This window comes from Streptomyces achromogenes subsp. achromogenes (assembly GCF_000720835.1).
Classification (GTDB): Bacteria; Actinomycetota; Actinomycetes; order Streptomycetales; family Streptomycetaceae; genus Streptomyces; species Streptomyces achromogenes.
In genome coordinates this window covers 13,189-27,449 of record NZ_JODT01000055.1, presented here as the reverse complement: position 1 = coordinate 27,449, position 14,261 = coordinate 13,189, and the positions used below count along the sequence as shown (strand labels likewise).

11 protein-coding genes and 1 pseudogene are annotated in these 14,261 nt (G+C 71.3%); 9 read left to right on the top strand and 3 right to left on the bottom strand.

Going from position 1 to position 14,261, the window contains the following annotated elements; translation table 11 throughout:
* Positions 1 to 77: 77 nt before the first annotated feature.
* The 5 genes and pseudogenes from IH25_RS0135455 (at position 78) to IH25_RS0135435 (ending at position 5,036) form a co-directional block, all read left to right on the top strand.
* Complete coding sequence (locus IH25_RS0135455; protein WP_030620643.1) at positions 78 to 1,103, top strand: MraY family glycosyltransferase; 1,026 nt, start codon at positions 78 to 80, stop codon at positions 1,101 to 1,103.
* A gap of 94 nt (positions 1,104 to 1,197) precedes the next feature.
* Positions 1,198 to 2,695: pseudogene (locus tag IH25_RS38130) on the top strand (Hsp70 family protein).
* Entirely contained in the window at positions 2,692 to 3,363 is a 672-nt protein-coding gene (gene grpE / locus IH25_RS0135445; RefSeq protein ID WP_030620640.1) for a nucleotide exchange factor GrpE, read from the top strand. Before IH25_RS38130 ends, grpE begins: the two are co-directional and overlap by 4 nt.
* A gap of 33 nt (positions 3,364 to 3,396) precedes the next feature.
* Positions 3,397 to 4,563 carry a molecular chaperone DnaJ gene (gene dnaJ / locus IH25_RS0135440; protein WP_030620638.1) on the top strand — a complete coding sequence of 389 codons (1,167 nt, stop codon included), beginning with the start codon at positions 3,397 to 3,399 and terminating at the stop codon, positions 4,561 to 4,563.
* Positions 4,564 to 4,568: 5 nt separating this feature from the next.
* Complete coding sequence (locus IH25_RS0135435) at positions 4,569 to 5,036, top strand: heat shock protein transcriptional repressor HspR (protein WP_030620635.1); 468 nt, start codon at positions 4,569 to 4,571, stop codon at positions 5,034 to 5,036.
* A 54-nt stretch (positions 5,037 to 5,090) separates the two neighbouring features.
* Here the strand turns inward: IH25_RS0135435 and IH25_RS42910 are convergent, their stop codons facing one another.
* On the bottom strand, positions 5,091 to 6,539 hold the full coding sequence (locus IH25_RS42910; RefSeq protein WP_051754364.1) for a PA14 domain-containing protein: 1,449 nt from the start codon (positions 6,537 to 6,539) through the stop codon (positions 5,091 to 5,093).
* A 291-nt stretch (positions 6,540 to 6,830) separates the two neighbouring features.
* Here IH25_RS42910 and IH25_RS0135425 point away from each other — a divergent pair, with 291 nt between their 5' ends.
* Together IH25_RS0135425 and IH25_RS0135420 are read left to right on the top strand one after the other, a co-directional pair.
* On the top strand, positions 6,831 to 7,937 hold the full coding sequence (locus IH25_RS0135425; RefSeq protein ID WP_030620629.1) for a sugar ABC transporter substrate-binding protein: 1,107 nt from the start codon (positions 6,831 to 6,833) through the stop codon (positions 7,935 to 7,937).
* Between the two features lie 205 nt (positions 7,938 to 8,142).
* On the top strand, positions 8,143 to 9,183 hold the full coding sequence (locus IH25_RS0135420) for a helix-turn-helix transcriptional regulator (protein WP_030620626.1): 1,041 nt from the start codon (positions 8,143 to 8,145) through the stop codon (positions 9,181 to 9,183).
* 15 nt (positions 9,184 to 9,198) lie between these two features.
* Here IH25_RS0135420 and IH25_RS0135415 read toward each other — a convergent pair whose 3' ends face one another.
* Positions 9,199 to 10,203 carry a helix-turn-helix transcriptional regulator gene (locus IH25_RS0135415; RefSeq protein WP_078844586.1) on the bottom strand — a complete coding sequence of 335 codons (1,005 nt, stop codon included), beginning with the start codon at positions 10,201 to 10,203 and terminating at the stop codon, positions 9,199 to 9,201.
* Between the two features lie 346 nt (positions 10,204 to 10,549).
* Between IH25_RS0135415 and IH25_RS0135405 the strand changes: the two genes are divergently transcribed.
* The gene (locus IH25_RS0135405) at positions 10,550 to 10,885 is read left to right on the top strand and encodes a Rieske (2Fe-2S) protein (protein WP_030620617.1); all 336 of its coding nucleotides are present in this window, start codon (positions 10,550 to 10,552) and stop codon (positions 10,883 to 10,885) included.
* 145 nt (positions 10,886 to 11,030) lie between these two features.
* Here IH25_RS0135405 and IH25_RS0135400 read toward each other — a convergent pair whose 3' ends face one another.
* Positions 11,031 to 11,444, bottom strand: a complete 414-nt coding sequence (locus tag IH25_RS0135400; protein WP_030620614.1) for a pyridoxamine 5'-phosphate oxidase family protein — start codon at positions 11,442 to 11,444, stop codon at positions 11,031 to 11,033.
* 113 nt (positions 11,445 to 11,557) lie between these two features.
* Between IH25_RS0135400 and clpB the strand changes: the two genes are divergently transcribed.
* Positions 11,558 to 14,155, top strand: a complete 2,598-nt coding sequence (clpB, locus tag IH25_RS0135395; protein WP_030620611.1) for an ATP-dependent chaperone ClpB — start codon at positions 11,558 to 11,560, stop codon at positions 14,153 to 14,155.
* The last annotated feature ends 106 nt before the right edge of the window (positions 14,156 to 14,261 follow it).

The window sequence follows — 14,261 nt, the reverse complement described above, 5'->3', positions numbered from 1 at the left end:
GGTGATCTGGATCGCCGCCAGGCAATCAGATCGTGTTATTCGTACCGAATTGATACTTTCGCCCCTACCTTAGAGCCGTGCTCTACGGGATCGCCGCCGCTACCGCCGCCCTCCTCCTGACCGCCGTGCTCGCCGCGGCGCTCCGGGCGCCCGCCCTGCGGGCCGGGATCCTCGACCGGCGTCGGCAGCGTCCCCTCCCCCTGCTCGGCGGGCTCGCCGTCGTGGCCGTCACCTGCTTGGTCGCGGGGGTGGGGCAGTGGAGCAGGGTGGCCCCGCTCGGGGAGGGGGTCGGGGAACTGCTGACGGCCGCCGCCGCGATCGCCGCCCTGGGTCTGGTGGCCGACGTGTGGCGGCTGCGCGCCCGCGTGCTCGCCGCCGGCACGGCCGTGGCCGCGGTCTGGGTGGTGCCCTACGACGACACCGGCCTGCCCGGCGGGCTGCTGGCCGTCGGCTGGATCGTGCTCACCACCCTCGTCTTCCGGGGGCTCGACCACGCCGACGGGCTGGCCGGGACGGTCGGGGTGGTCACCGCCTTCGGGGTGGGCGCCTGCGCCGCGGCGGAGGTGATGGACGGCCTGGCCGTGCTGCTGAGCGTGGTCGCCGCCGCCCTCACCGGCTTCCTCATGCACAACTGGCATCCCGCGCGCATCGGCCTCGGCGCGTGCGGCTCGCTGTTCACCGGGTTCGTGCTGTCCTCCGCCGTCGTCTTCACGCGCGCGGGGTACGCGCTCGGGCCGAGCGCGGCGGTGGTGTTCTGCCTGGGGGCCGTCGCCGTCGCCGACGCCCTGCTCGTGGTGCTCGCCCGGACCACCGCCCGGCGCCCGCTGCTGCGGCGCGGCCCGGACCACCTCGCGCACCGGCTGCGCCGGCTGGGGCTCACCCCGCCGGGGGCGGTCGTCCTGGTGGGGGCGGCCTCGTTCTCCTCGGTGCTGGTGGGGGTACTGGTGCACGCGGGGTGGACCGGGGAGGGTGCCGCGCTCTGGGTGGCCGGCGCGGTCGCCGTCGCCGTGGTGGTCCTCGTACTCCTTCGGGCGCCTGTCCAGCAGCCCCCTCGTACGGCATCTACGCAGGTCAGCGGGCACTTGCGTGTAAGAAGCGGATAAGAGTTGAGTCCGATTGACTCAGGTCTGTTGACCCCGCGGGTCTCCTCGGGCACACTTGAGCCTGTTCCACTCAAGTCAGCTGGAGGAATCAACCATGGCACGTGCGGTCGGCATCGACCTGGGCACGACTAACTCCGTCGTCAGCGTTCTGGAGGGCGGCGAGCCCACCGTCATCACCAACGCCGAGGGCGCCAGGACCACGCCGTCCGTCGTCGCCTTCGCCAAGAACGGCGAGGTGCTCGTCGGCGAGGTGGCCAAGCGCCAGGCGGTCACCAACGTCGACCGGACCATCCGGTCCGTCAAGCGCCACATGGGCACCGACTGGAAGATCGCGCTGGACGGGAAGGACTTCAACCCGCAGCAGATCTCCGCGTTCATCCTGCAGAAGCTGAAGCGGGACGCCGAGGCCTACCTGGGCGAGAAGGTCACGGACGCGGTCATCACCGTCCCGGCCTACTTCAACGACTCCGAGCGCCAGGCGACGAAGGAGGCCGGCGAGATCGCCGGTCTGAACGTCCTGCGCATCGTCAACGAGCCGACCGCGGCGGCGCTCGCCTACGGCCTCGACAAGGACGACCAGACGATCCTCGTCTTCGACCTCGGCGGCGGCACCTTCGACGTGTCGCTGCTGGAGATCGGTGACGGCGTCGTCGAGGTGAAGGCCACCAACGGCGACAACCACCTCGGTGGTGACGACTGGGACCAGCGCGTCGTCGACTACCTGGTCAAGCAGTTCCAGTCCGGTCACGGCGTGGACCTGTCCAAGGACAAGATGGCCCTCCAGCGCCTGCGCGAGGCCGCCGAGAAGGCCAAGATCGAGCTGTCCTCCTCCACCGAGACCTCGATCAACCTGCCGTACATCACGGCGTCCGCCGAGGGCCCGCTGCACCTGGACGAGAAGCTCACCCGCGCCCAGTTCCAGCAGCTGACGGCCGACCTGCTGGAGCGCTGCAAGACGCCGTTCCACAACGTCATCAAGGACGCCGGCATCTCCATCAACGACATCGACCACGTCGTGCTCGTCGGTGCTCGGCATGTTCGAGCTGACCGGTCTGCCGCCGGCGCCGCGCGGCGTCCCGCAGATCGAGGTCTCCTTCGACATCGACGCCAACGGCATCATGCACGTCACGGCGAAGGACCTCGGCACCGGCAAGGAGCAGAAGATGACCGTCACCGGCGGCTCCTCGCTCCCGAAGGATGAGGTCGACCGCATGCGCGAGGAGGCCGAGCGCTACGCGGAGGAGGACCACAAGCGCCGCGAGGCCGCCGAGACCCGCAACCAGGGCGAGCAGCTCGTCTACCAGACCGAGAAGTTCCTCAAGGACAACGAGGACAAGGTCCCCGGCGAGGTCAAGACCGAGGTGGAGTCCGCCGTCGCCGAGCTGAAGGAGAAGCTCAAGGGCGAGGACACCGCCGAGATCCGCACCGCCACCGAGAAGGTCGCGGCCGTCTCGCAGAAGCTGGGCCAGGCCCTGTACGCCGACGCCCAGGGCGCCCAGGCCGCCGGCGGCGCCGCCGCCGGTGACGCCAAGGACGACGACGTCGTGGACGCCGAGATCGTGGACGACGAGCGCAAGGACGGTGCCGCGTGACGGAGGAGACCCCGGGCTTCGAGGAGAAGCCCGACGTCCCCTCCGGCGCCACCTCCGACGACGCCGAGCCGAAGGCCGCCCCCGAGGAGGGGGCGGCCCCGGCCGGGGACGGGACCGCAGAGAACGCCGGCCTGGTCGCCCAGCTGGACCAGGTGCGCACGGCGCTCGGCGAGCGCACGGCGGACCTCCAGCGCCTGCAGGCCGAGTACCAGAACTACCGCCGCCGCGTCGAGCGCGACCGGGCCGCGGTCAAGGAGATCGCCGTGGCGAACCTCCTGACCGAGCTGCTCCCGGTGCTCGACGACATCGGCCGGGCACGGGAACACGGCGAACTGGTCGGCGGCTTCAAGTCGGTGGCCGAGTCGCTGGAGACCGTCGCGGCCAAGATGGGCCTGCAGCAGTTCGGCAAGGAGGGCGAGCCCTTCGACCCGACGATCCACGAGGCCCTGATGCACAGCTACGCGCCGGACGTCACGGAGACGACCTGCGTGGCGATCCTCCAGCCGGGGTATCGCATCGGCGAGCGCACCATCCGCCCCGCGCGGGTGGCCGTGGCCGAGCCGCAGCCCGGTGCGCAGACCGTCAAGGGCGACCAGGCGGAGGACGCCGCCGAGGAGAACACCGCGGCGGACGGCGACAAGGAGAACGGTGGCCCGGACGAGGGCTGACGTGACAACACAGGGGAAGGAGGGACGTCGGGGATGAGCACCAAGGACTTCATCGAGAAGGACTACTACAAGGTCCTCGGCGTCCCCAAGGACGCCACCGAGGCCGAGATCAAGAAGGCGTACCGCAAGCTCGCCCGCGAGTTCCACCCGGACGCCAACAAGGGCAACGCCAAGGCCGAGGAGCGCTTCAAGGAGATCTCCGAGGCGAACGACATCCTCGGCGACCCCAAGAAGCGCAAGGAGTACGACGACGCGCGCGCGCTGTTCGGCAACGGCGGCTTCCGCCCCGGACCGGGCGCGGCCGGCGGCTCCTTCAACTTCGACCTGGGCGACCTGTTCGGCGGCGCCGCCCAGGGCGGAGGCTTCGGCGGCGGAATCGGTGACGTCTTCGGGGGCCTGTTCAACCGGGGCGGCGCCACGGGTCCGCGGACCCAGCCCCGGCGCGGCCAGGACGTCGAGTCCGAGGTGACGCTGAGCTTCACGGAGGCCATCGAGGGCGCCACGGTGCCGCTGCGGATGTCCTCCCAGGCGCCCTGCAAGGCCTGTTCGGGCACCGGCGACAAGAACGGCACGCCGCGCGTGTGCCCGACCTGCGTCGGCACCGGACAGGTCGCGCGGGGCTCCGGCGGCGGCTTCTCGCTCACCGACCCCTGCCCCGACTGCAAGGGCCGCGGCCTGATCGCCGAGCACCCCTGCGAGGAGTGCAAGGGCAGCGGGCGCGCCAAGTCGTCGCGGACGATGCAGGTCCGCATCCCCGCGGGGGTGACCGACGGCCAGCGCATCCGGCTGCGCGGCAAGGGCGCGCCCGGCGAGCGGGGCGGCCCGGCCGGCGATCTGTACGTGGTCGTGCACGTCGGGGAGCACCCGGTGTTCGGGCGCAAGGGCGACAACCTCACCGTCACCGTGCCGGTGACGTATCCCGAGGCGGCCCTCGGCGGCGAGGTGCGGGTGCCGACGCTGGGCGGCCCGCCCGTCACCCTGAAACTGCCCCCGGGCACCCCGAACGGCCGTACGATGCGGGCCCGGGGCAAGGGAGCGGTCCGCAAGGACGGCACCCGCGGCGATCTGCTGGTCACCGTGGAGGTGCGTGTTCCCAAGGACCTGTCGGGGAAGGCTCGTGACGCGCTGGAGGCGTATCGCGAGGCGACCGCGGGCGAGGACCCGCGGGCGGAGCTGTTCGAGGCCGCGAAGGGAGCTTGAGAGAGATGGATGGCCGTCGTTCCCGCCAGCGCGGGGGTTTCTCACCGTACGAACTGACCGATGAGACACCGGTCTACGTCATCTCGGTGGCGGCCCAGCTCTCCGGACTCCACCCGCAGACGCTGCGCCAGTACGACCGCCTGGGCCTGGTCTCCCCCGACCGCACCGCCGGCCGGGGGCGGCGCTACTCGGCCCGTGACATCGAACTGCTCCGTCAGGTGCAGCAGTTGTCGCAGGACGAGGGCATCAACCTGGCCGGCATCAAGCGGATCATCGAGCTGGAGAACCAGGTCGCCGCGCTCCAGTCCCGGGTCGCGGAGCTGGAGGCGGCCCTGGACGGCGCGGCGGCGGCGATGCGGCAGCGCGAGGCCGCGGTGCACGCCTCCTACCGGCGCGACCTGGTGCCGTACCAGGAGGTCCAGCAGACCAGCGCGCTGGTGGTGTGGCGGCCCAAGCGGCAGCAGCAGGACTGAACGGCGCCTACGGGCGCGTGGGAAGAGGGGCCCGGTTGCCGGGCCCCTCTTCTTCTATGCTCCGGTGCCGCCGGGGGCGGGCTCGGTGCCCGGCTCCTCCGTCGGCGTGCCCAGCTCGGTGGCGACCACCACGTTCGCCTCGCCGGTCAGCTTGTAGTGGGAGTTCCCGGATACGTCGACGGCGTCGACGTAGAAGCAGCGCTGCTCGCCGTCGGGGACCGTGGTGTGCCGGTAGGTGGTGGTGTCGGGGTTCAGCCAGGCGGTCTCGGAGGCGTAGCAGACGCTCTCCTCGCCGTCGCTGAGGAGTTCGCCCGCGTAGACGGTGTACCGCAGCAGGTCGGGCGCCGGGTTCCTGTCCCAGGTCAGCTCGAAGCCGTCCTCGGTCGGGGTGGCCTTCAGCCCGGTGACGGGCGGCGGCGGGGTGTCGTCCCGGCGCGTGCCGGTGAGGGCGGCGGACCGGGCCGACTCGTTGCCCGCCGCGTCCACCGCGGTCACCCGGTAGGCGTAGGCGGTGCCCACCGCCGCCGTGGCGTCCCGGTAGGACGCCTCGGCCGCGCTGCCGAGGAGGGTGTAGGTGCCGGTCGTGTCCGGCGCCCGGTAGACCCGGTAGGAGGCCGCGCCGGGCACGGGACTCCAGTCGAGGCGCAGTCCGTTCTGCTCGGAGGCGTCGGTGACCTTCAGGCCGGAGGGTGCGCCCGGCGCGGTGCGGTCGGCGGTGGTGACGGACTTGTCGGCCGTGCCCGCGGACTCGTTGCCGGCCTTGTCGTAGGCGCGGACCTCGTAGGAGAAGGTCTCGCCGGTCACCGGGAGGCTGGTGTCGGTGTAGCTCGTGGCGGTGGTCGTCGCCAGCGGCACGGCCTTGAACGGGGAGTCGCCCGTCCGCCGGTAGACGCGGTAACCGGCGAGGTCCATCTCCTTGTTCTTCGCCCAGCTCACCCTGGCCCGGCCGGTCGCGGGGTCGTACGACACCGAGGCCCCGGCCGGCACCAGCGGCTTGACCTTGTCCACGTCGGGCGTGGTGCGGGGGGTGTAGGCGAAGGAGACGTCCGCGGCGCCGGTCCAGTTGACGAAGTCCACGCGGAGCGTGTGCCGGCCGGCCGGAACGGTGATGTTGACGGTCTTCTTCTGGGTCGCGGAGACGTTCTTCCACAGGTCGACCTTGCGGCTGCCGTCCAGGTACACCCGGATGCCGTCCTGGGCGGTGACGGGCAGGGCGAAGGGGCCGCCGGAGCCGAAGTCGCGGGTCACGGTCCAGCGGACGCCGAAGTTGTCCTTGGGCAGGCCGGTGGCCGGGGCGCCGGTGCCCCACTTCTCGGCCACGGCCGCGTCGCAGTCGGTCTTCTTCGGAGTGCCCGAGAAGGCGGTGTTCGCGAAGAACTGCCGCTGGTAGGTGGGGGAGGCGCAGGTCACGGCGGCGGACGCGGCCGGGGCGACGGCGCTCAGCAGGGCACCGGCGGCGGCGAGCACGACCGCCGTGGCGGTAGCGCGTCTGGCTGGATTCATTCGTTCCTCTGGTCGAGTCGGAGCGCGGCCTGAAGCCGTCGGCGATCACGACTCGTGGTGAAGCGGGTTGGTTGTACGGGTCTGGCCCGCCGCGTGAACTCCCTTGAGGTGGAGGGTGGGTAAAGACCCGTTGCAGGTGGTTTCGCGTGACCTTCACAGCGGAGCTGAGCGTGGTGTTGCGCACTCGTTAAGTGATTTTTCTTGACGCCGGGTGTGCGCGCCGCGTTGTCTTTTCAGACATCCGGTCGTAGCGCAGCACCCCTCCGTACCACACCTGAAGTGAGCCCCCGAATGCGTCGTATCGCCCTCTCCGTGGCCGCCTCCACGATGACCCTCTCGCTCGCCGGCTGCGGCGTGCTGAACGCGACGGGGGACGGGGCGAGCGCGAGCCCGACCAAGGGCGACGACATCACCGTGGGCCTGCTGCTGCCGGAGAAGGCGAACACCCGCTACGACAAGTTCGACTACCCCATCATCAAGCGCAAGGTCGCCGAACTCACCCAGAACAAGGGCAAGGTCGAGTACGCCAACGCCGAGGCGAGCGCCGCCCGCCAGGCCGAGCAGCTGCGGAACATGATCGACGCCAAGGCGGACGTCATCCTGCTGGACGCGGTGGACGCGCACGCCATCGCCGGCGAGGTGCAGAAGGCCAAGGACGCGGGCATCCCGGTCATCGCCTACGACCGCCTGGCCGAGGGCCCGATCGACGCCTACGTCTCCTTCGACAACGAGCTGGTCGGCGAGGTGCAGGGCCGGACCCTGCTGGAGGCGCTGGGCGGGACCGCCAACGTCTCCGACAAGATCGTGATGATGAACGGCTCGCCCACCGACCCCAACGCCAAGCAGTTCAAGCAGGGCGCGCTCTCCGAGCTGAACGGCAAGGTGACGATCGCCGACAGCTACGACACCACGGACTGGAAGCCGGAGAACGCCGAGGCGAACATGGCCAAGGCGATCGCCAAGCTGGGCAAGGCCGGCATCGACGGTGTCTACTCCGCCAACGACGGCATGGCGGGCGGGGTCATCAAGGCCCTGAAGGCGGCCGGCGTCACCAGTCTGCCCCCGGTCACCGGCCAGGACGCCGACCTGGACGCGGTGCAGCGGGTCGTGGCCGGCGAGCAGTACATGAGCGTCTACAAGTCCTACCCGGACGAGGCCGAGGCCGCCGCGCAGATGGCCGTGATGCGCGTCCAGGGCAAGGACATCCAGTTCGACGCCCTCACCCGGGACCGGGTGGACAGCCCCACCGCCAAGGACATCCCGGCGCGGCTGCTCCAGGTGAGCGCGCTGACCAAGCGCACCATCAAGGACACGGTCATCGCGGACGGCATCTACTCGGCCGGCGACATCTGCACCGCCAAGTACAGGACGGCCTGCGCGGCGATCGGGCTGAAGTAACCGGTCCGGCGGGTGACCGGCGGTGCGGAAGCCGCCGGTGCGCCCCCGCCGTCCTGGTGTGATGTGCAGGGCCGAGCGCCACCCCGAACCCGGGCGGAACGGGACCACTCGGACGCCGACGTCGGGGTACCCGTGTTGCGGACCCGGTCGGCGCCGCGCATAGTTGCGCTGCGGAAGTGGCAGCACACCGGGGGTGAAATGGGCGATGGCCGGGCACGGGGCGGAGGAGCATCCTCACGGTGCCGACCGGCTGTGTGAGGCCGGGGATCGGGTGTACTCCCGTGCCGTGCGCCGGGGGCGGGTGCCGCGTTCGGACGCCGAGCCCGTGCCCTGCCTGCTGGACCTGGCGCTGCTGCATCCCGATCCCGACGACATGGACTGGCTGGTGCCGACCTCCCCGCAGGAGGTGATGACCCGGCTGCTGCGCGGGGTCTACGACGAGGTCAGCGCGAGCCAGCGGCGGGTGGGCTCGGCGGTGGCCGCGTTCGAGTGGTACGCGGGCCTGGGCCGGCAGCGCGACACCCTGGCGGCACCGGCCGAGGGCAGCGCCATCCGGGTCCTGGACGGGCTGGCCCGCATCCAGGCCGCGATGGACGAGGCGACCGAGGCGTGCACCACCGAGGTGCTCACCGTGCAGCCCGGCGGCATCCGGCGGGAGGCGGAACTCACCGAGGGGCTGCACCGGGCGCTGGCGCTGCGCGGCCGGGGCGTGCGCATGCGCGACCTGTACACGCATGTGGCGCGGCACGGGCAGGGGCTGCTGAACTACCTGGAGCTGATGGGCGACACGGTGGAGGCCCGGACCCTGGACGAGGTCATCGACCGGCTGATCCTCTTCGACCGCACGGTGGCCTTCATCCCCGCCAACACCGACCGCACGATGGCCCTGGAGCTGCGCCACCCGGCGCTGGTGGAGTATCTGGTGACGGTCTTCGAGCGGCTGTGGCGGCTGGCCATCCCGCTGACGGCACCGCTGCCGGACACCGGTATCGAGGGGATCTCGCACCGGGAGCAGTCCATCGCCGCGCTGCTGGCGGAGGGGCATCAGGACGCGGTGATCGCCGAGCGGCTGGGCATCAGCGTGCGTACCTGCCGGGCGCATATCGCCCGGCTGTCGGAGACCCTGGGCGCGGCCAGCCGGACCCAGCTCGGCGTGCGCATCGCCCAGGTGGGCCTGGACGGCCACCGCCCGCCCCGGCCGGCCGGGGCGCTGGCCGGCGCGGACCCGGAACCCCCGGCGGGCTGATCCGGGCGGGCCGGTTCAGTGGTCGCGGTCCAGGATGCCGGACTGGGCGATGAGATAGCCGAGCTGGGCGCGGCTGCCGCTGCCGAGGGCGTGGGCCAGCTTGGCGATGTGGGCCCGGCAGGTGCGCACGTTCATGCCGAGGCGGCGGGCGATGGCCTCGTCCACGTGCCCCTCGACCAGGAGCTTGGCTATGGAGTGCTGGACCTCGGTGATGCCGTCGGAGGCGGTCTCGTAGGGGGCGCCGGCGCTCAGCGGGACCGCACGGGCCCACATGAACTCGAAGACCTTGATCAGATAGCGGACGAGCCCGGGGTGGCGCAGTTCGAGCGCGACCTCACCGTCGTCCCGGGTGGGGATGAAGGCCACCGTCTCGTCGCAGATGATCAGCCGCTCGGCCAGTTCGTCGATCGTCCGGTACTCCACCTTGCCGTCGGCGAACTGGGCCACGTAGGCCAGCGTCTCGGGGCTGTAGCGGGCCGGGTGCTGGTAGAGGGTGCGGATGCGGCAGCCCCGCTCGATCAGCGGGCGGTCGCGCTCCAGGGCCTTGGCGAGGGTGTGTTCCAGCCGTCGGCGGCTCGGCTGGACCGTGAGCATCTCGCTCTGGCACTGGGAGGTGGCCAGATCCAGCGCGGCGTTGATCCGGTCGAGGCCCTCCAGCACGGTGATCGAGTGGGTGGTCGCCGTCGGCTGGGCACTGATGTGCATGAACGGCTCGAAAGCGTCGGCGAGTTCGATGGACTCCCGGCGCCGCTGGGTGATCTCCTGCTCGATCGGGTTCAGCCGCTGGGCCAGCGCGATCGTCGGAGGCACCGGGCGCAGCCAGTTGGGGTCGTCGGGATCGGGGTGGAGGAGGGCGAACTCCATGAGGCAGGGTGCGGTTTCCACGTCGGCACGGGCTATGCGCCCCGTCCGGAGAGCATTCCCGTAGAGACGGCTCCCTTCCTCGCACAGGTCGGTCAGCCCGTGGGGATGTGTCCGTTTAATCTCGTTTATCGCCAAATCTCCACCCCCCAGGGTCATGAACGTGCAGGAACATGATGCATCGTTTGTGTGGCCATGACGTGCCGGAATGGGCCATCGTCGTATCCGGACGGGGGAGAGGTGACCTTCACATGAGGACGAAGCCGACTATGCATAAGACAATGCTTCGCTCGGCGCTTGTCGCCGCCTTCTCCGCCGCCTTGGCCTTCGGCGCACTGACCGGTCATGCGGGGACGAAGGATGCTGTCGCGCAGGACAGCAGTTGGCGCGTACAGGCCGCTGCTGGCGCCGGCGCCGGTGACAGCAGCTGGGTGATCGTGGCGTCCGATGTCCCGGGCGACAGCTCGTGGGTCCCCCCGGCGGACAGCAGTTGGGCCGTGGAGTCATGACCACTCCACCCGACGACCGCTCCTTCCGTCGCGAAATGGCCACCGCCTACCGGTCCGGCTGGCATTTCATCGACCTGGTCACCGCCATCCCCCACAGCGGTGATTCGCTGATGGTGACCGTGTTCGGTGAACCGGTCGTCGTCACCCGGGACGAGGACGGCGACGTGCGGGCGTACCGGTGCCTGCGCAGGCCGCGTGGTGCCCCGCAGCCGGTGCGGTGCGCCATCCGGTACGGAATGATCTTTGTGAACCTGGACCAGCGGGACCACCGGCTGTCCGAGCCGGTGGAGTCCGACCTGAGGACCATCTCGGCCACCCCCCGCAGTGCCTGACGCGATTCCCCCGTCGTAAAAGATCGCTCAGGTGCTTCCCCCCGCAGCGGCGTCACCGTGACCTGAACACGGTGACGCCGCTGCCGTTTGCGGGGAAATATCGAGGTATGCAGACATTTCCATGCTGGCTGAAAATCGCCGCTCATCAGGCGTTGCCGAGCAGCCGGGAGACCTCGATCTCGATCACCACGCGCGCCGGATTCGGCCGGGGTGCGCGCTGATAGCGCTCGGCGTAGCGCCGCTCCGCCTCGGCCACCCGCTCCGGCTCGGTCCGCACCCGCGCCCGTCCCTCCAGCGTCGCCCAGCGCCGGCCGTCCACCTGGCACACCGCGACCCGGGCGCCCGCCTCGCCGGCCGCCGCCACGTACCGGGCCTTCGCGCTGGTCCCGCTGGTGATCACCCGGGCCAGCCCGGCCCCGGCGTCGTACGTCACCCCCACCGGCACCACGTGCGGACTGCCGTCCGGGCGCAGGGTCGTCAGGGTGCACAGATGCCGTTCGCGCCAGAAGGCGGCGTACGACTCGGCGGGCGCGGTCGGGTCCATGGAGTTCCTGGTCATGCGCGCAACCTAGCCCCTCGGTACTCCCGTTCGAAGCTTGAGTGGAATAGACTCAACTTTGTGTACGCTGGTTAAGTCAGCACTGGGAAGCGGTCGAGGAGGAGAACGCAGACGTGGACGCCGAGCTGACCAACAGGAGCCGGGACGCGATCAACGCCGCGAGCCATCGCGCCGTGACCGGGGGGCACCCGGACCTCACCCCCGCCCACCTGCTGCTGGCTCTGCTCCAGGGGCAGGACAACGAGAACATCACCGACCTGCTGGCCGCGGCCGACGCCGACCAGGCCGCCGTACGCTCCGGCGCGGAGCGGATCCTGGCCGGGCTGCCCAGCGTGACCGGGTCCACCGTGGCGCCGCCGCAGCCCAACCGCGAGCTGCTCGCCGTGATCGCCGACGCCGGCGAGCGCGCCAGGGAGCTGGGTGACGAGTACCTGTCCACCGAGCACCTGCTGATCGGCATCGCCGCGCAGGGCGGTGCCGCGGGCGAACTGCTCACCCGGCAGGGCGCCGACGCCAAGAAGCTGCTGGAGGCCTTCAAGAAGGCCAGGGGAGGACGCCGCGTGACCACCGCCGACCCCGAGGGCCAGTACAAGGCCCTGGAGAAGTTCGGCACCGACTTCACCGCCGCCGCCCGCGAGGGCCGGCTGGACCCGGTCATCGGACGGGACCAGGAGATCCGGCGGGTCGTCCAGGTGCTCAGCCGCCGTACGAAGAACAACCCGGTCCTCATCGGCGAGCCCGGCGTCGGCAAGACCGCCGTCGTGGAGGGGCTCGCCCAGCGGATCGTCAAGGGCGACGTGCCCGAGTCGCTGAAGGACAAGCGGCTGGTCGCGCTCGACCTCGGCGCGATGGTGGCCGGCGCCAAATACCGCGGCGAGTTCGAGGAGCGGCTGAAGGCCGTCCTCGCCGAGATCAAGGGCTCCGACGGCCAGATCATCACCTTCATCGACGAGCTGCACACCGTCGTGGGCGCCGGCGCCGGCGGCGACTCGGCCATGGACGCGGGCAACATGCTCAAGCCCATGCTGGCCCGCGGCGAGCTGCGCATGGTCGGCGCCACCACCCTGGACGAGTACCGGGAGCGGATCGAGAAGGACCCCGCGCTGGAGCGCCGCTTCCAGCAGGTCCTGGTCGCCGAGCCGTCCGTCGAGGACACCATCGCCATCCTGCGCGGGCTGAAGGGCCGCTACGAGGCCCACCACAAGGTGCAGATCGCCGACAGCGCGCTGGTGGCCGCCGCCACCCTGTCCGACCGGTACATCACCTCCCGCTTCCTGCCGGACAAGGCCATCGACCTGGTGGACGAGGCCGCCTCCCGGCTGCGCATGGAGATCGACTCCTCCCCGGTGGAGATCGACGAGCTCCAGCGCTCCGTCGACCGGCTGCGGATGGAGGAGCTGGCGATCGGCAAGGAGACCGACCCGGCCTCCCGCGAGCGGCTGGAGAAGCTGCGCCGCGACCTCGCCGACAGGGAGGAGGAGCTGCGCGGCCTCACCGCCCGCTGGGAGAAGGAGAAGCAGTCCCTCAACCGGGTCGGCGAGCTGAAGGAGCGGCTGGACGACCTGCGCGGACAGGCCGAGCGGGCCCAGCGCGACGGCGACTTCGACACCGCGGCCAAGCTGCTCTACGGCGAGATCCCGCAGCTGGAGAAGGAGCTGGAGGCCGCCTCCGCCGCCGAGGAGGAGGCCGCCCGGGACACCATGGTCAAGGAGGAGGTCGGCGCCGACGACATCGCCGACGTGGTCGCCGCCTGGACCGGCATCCCGGCCGGCCGGCTGATGGAGGGCGAGACGCAGAAGCTGCTGCGCATGGAGGAGGAGATCGGCAAGCGGCTGATCGGCCAGGGCGAGGCCGTGCGCGCCGTCTCGGACGCCGTGCGCCGCTCCCGGGCCGGCATCGCCGACCCCGACCGCCCCACCGGCTCCTTCCTCTTCCTCGGCCCGACCGGTGTCGGCAAGACCGAGCTGGCCAAGGCGCTCGCGGACTTCCTCTTCGACGACGAGCGGGCCATGGTCCGCATCGACATGTCGGAGTACGGCGAGAAGCACAGCGTGGCCCGGCTGCTCGGCGCGCCCCCCGGCTACGTCGGCTACGAGGAGGGCGGCCAGCTCACCGAGGCCGTGCGGCGGCGCCCGTACAGCGTGGTGCTGCTGGACGAGGTGGAGAAGGCCCACCCGGAGGTCTTCGACGTCCTGCTCCAGGTGCTGGACGACGGCCGGCTCACCGACGGCCAGGGCCGCACCGTCGACTTCCGCAACACGATCCTGGTGCTCACCTCCAACCTGGGCAGCCAGTTCCTGATGGACCCGCTGACCGGCGAGGAGCAGAAGCGGGAGCAGGTGCTGGAGGTGGTGCGGGCCTCGTTCAAGCCCGAGTTCCTCAACCGGCTGGACGACCTGGTGGTCTTCTCGGCGCTGACCAAGCCCGAGCTGGAGCGGATCGCCCGGCTCCAGATCGACCGGCTCGCCCGGCGGCTGGCCGAGCGACGGCTCACCCTGGAGGTCAGCCCCGAGGCGCTGGCCTGGCTCGCGGAGGAGGGCCTGGACCCGGCCTACGGCGCCCGCCCGCTGCGCCGTCTGGTGCAGAGCGCCATCGGCGACCGGCTGGCCAAGGAGATCCTGTCCGGCGAGGTCAAGGACGGCGACACGGTCCGCGTGGACCGCTTCGGCGAGGGACTGCTGGTGGGCCCGGCCACCGGCAAGACGCTCTGACGCGCCCTCCGGCCCGGGGCCGAGGGATGCGGCCCGGCCCCTCGGTCCGGGGCCGGGCGGTCCCACCCGATCCATCGGCCCCGGACCGGGCGTGTCGGACACGGCC

Bases quoted from the DNA above. Each gene is read 5' to 3' on its own strand.
- dnaJ (WP_030620638.1), top strand. From the start codon at position 3,397: ATGAGCACCAAGGACTTCATCGAGAAGGACTACTACAAGGTCCTCGGC.
- IH25_RS0135435 (WP_030620635.1), top strand. From the start codon at position 4,569: ATGGATGGCCGTCGTTCCCGCCAGCGCGGGGGTTTCTCACCGTACGAA.
- IH25_RS42910 (WP_051754364.1), bottom strand. From the start codon at position 6,539: ATGAATCCAGCCAGACGCGCTACCGCCACGGCGGTCGTGCTCGCCGCC.
- IH25_RS0135425 (WP_030620629.1), top strand. From the start codon at position 6,831: ATGCGTCGTATCGCCCTCTCCGTGGCCGCCTCCACGATGACCCTCTCG.
- IH25_RS0135420 (WP_030620626.1), top strand. From the start codon at position 8,143: ATGGCCGGGCACGGGGCGGAGGAGCATCCTCACGGTGCCGACCGGCTG.
- IH25_RS0135415 (WP_078844586.1), bottom strand. From the start codon at position 10,203: ATGACCCTGGGGGGTGGAGATTTGGCGATAAACGAGATTAAACGGACA.
- IH25_RS0135405 (WP_030620617.1), top strand. From the start codon at position 10,550: ATGACCACTCCACCCGACGACCGCTCCTTCCGTCGCGAAATGGCCACC.
- IH25_RS0135400 (WP_030620614.1), bottom strand. From the start codon at position 11,444: ATGACCAGGAACTCCATGGACCCGACCGCGCCCGCCGAGTCGTACGCC.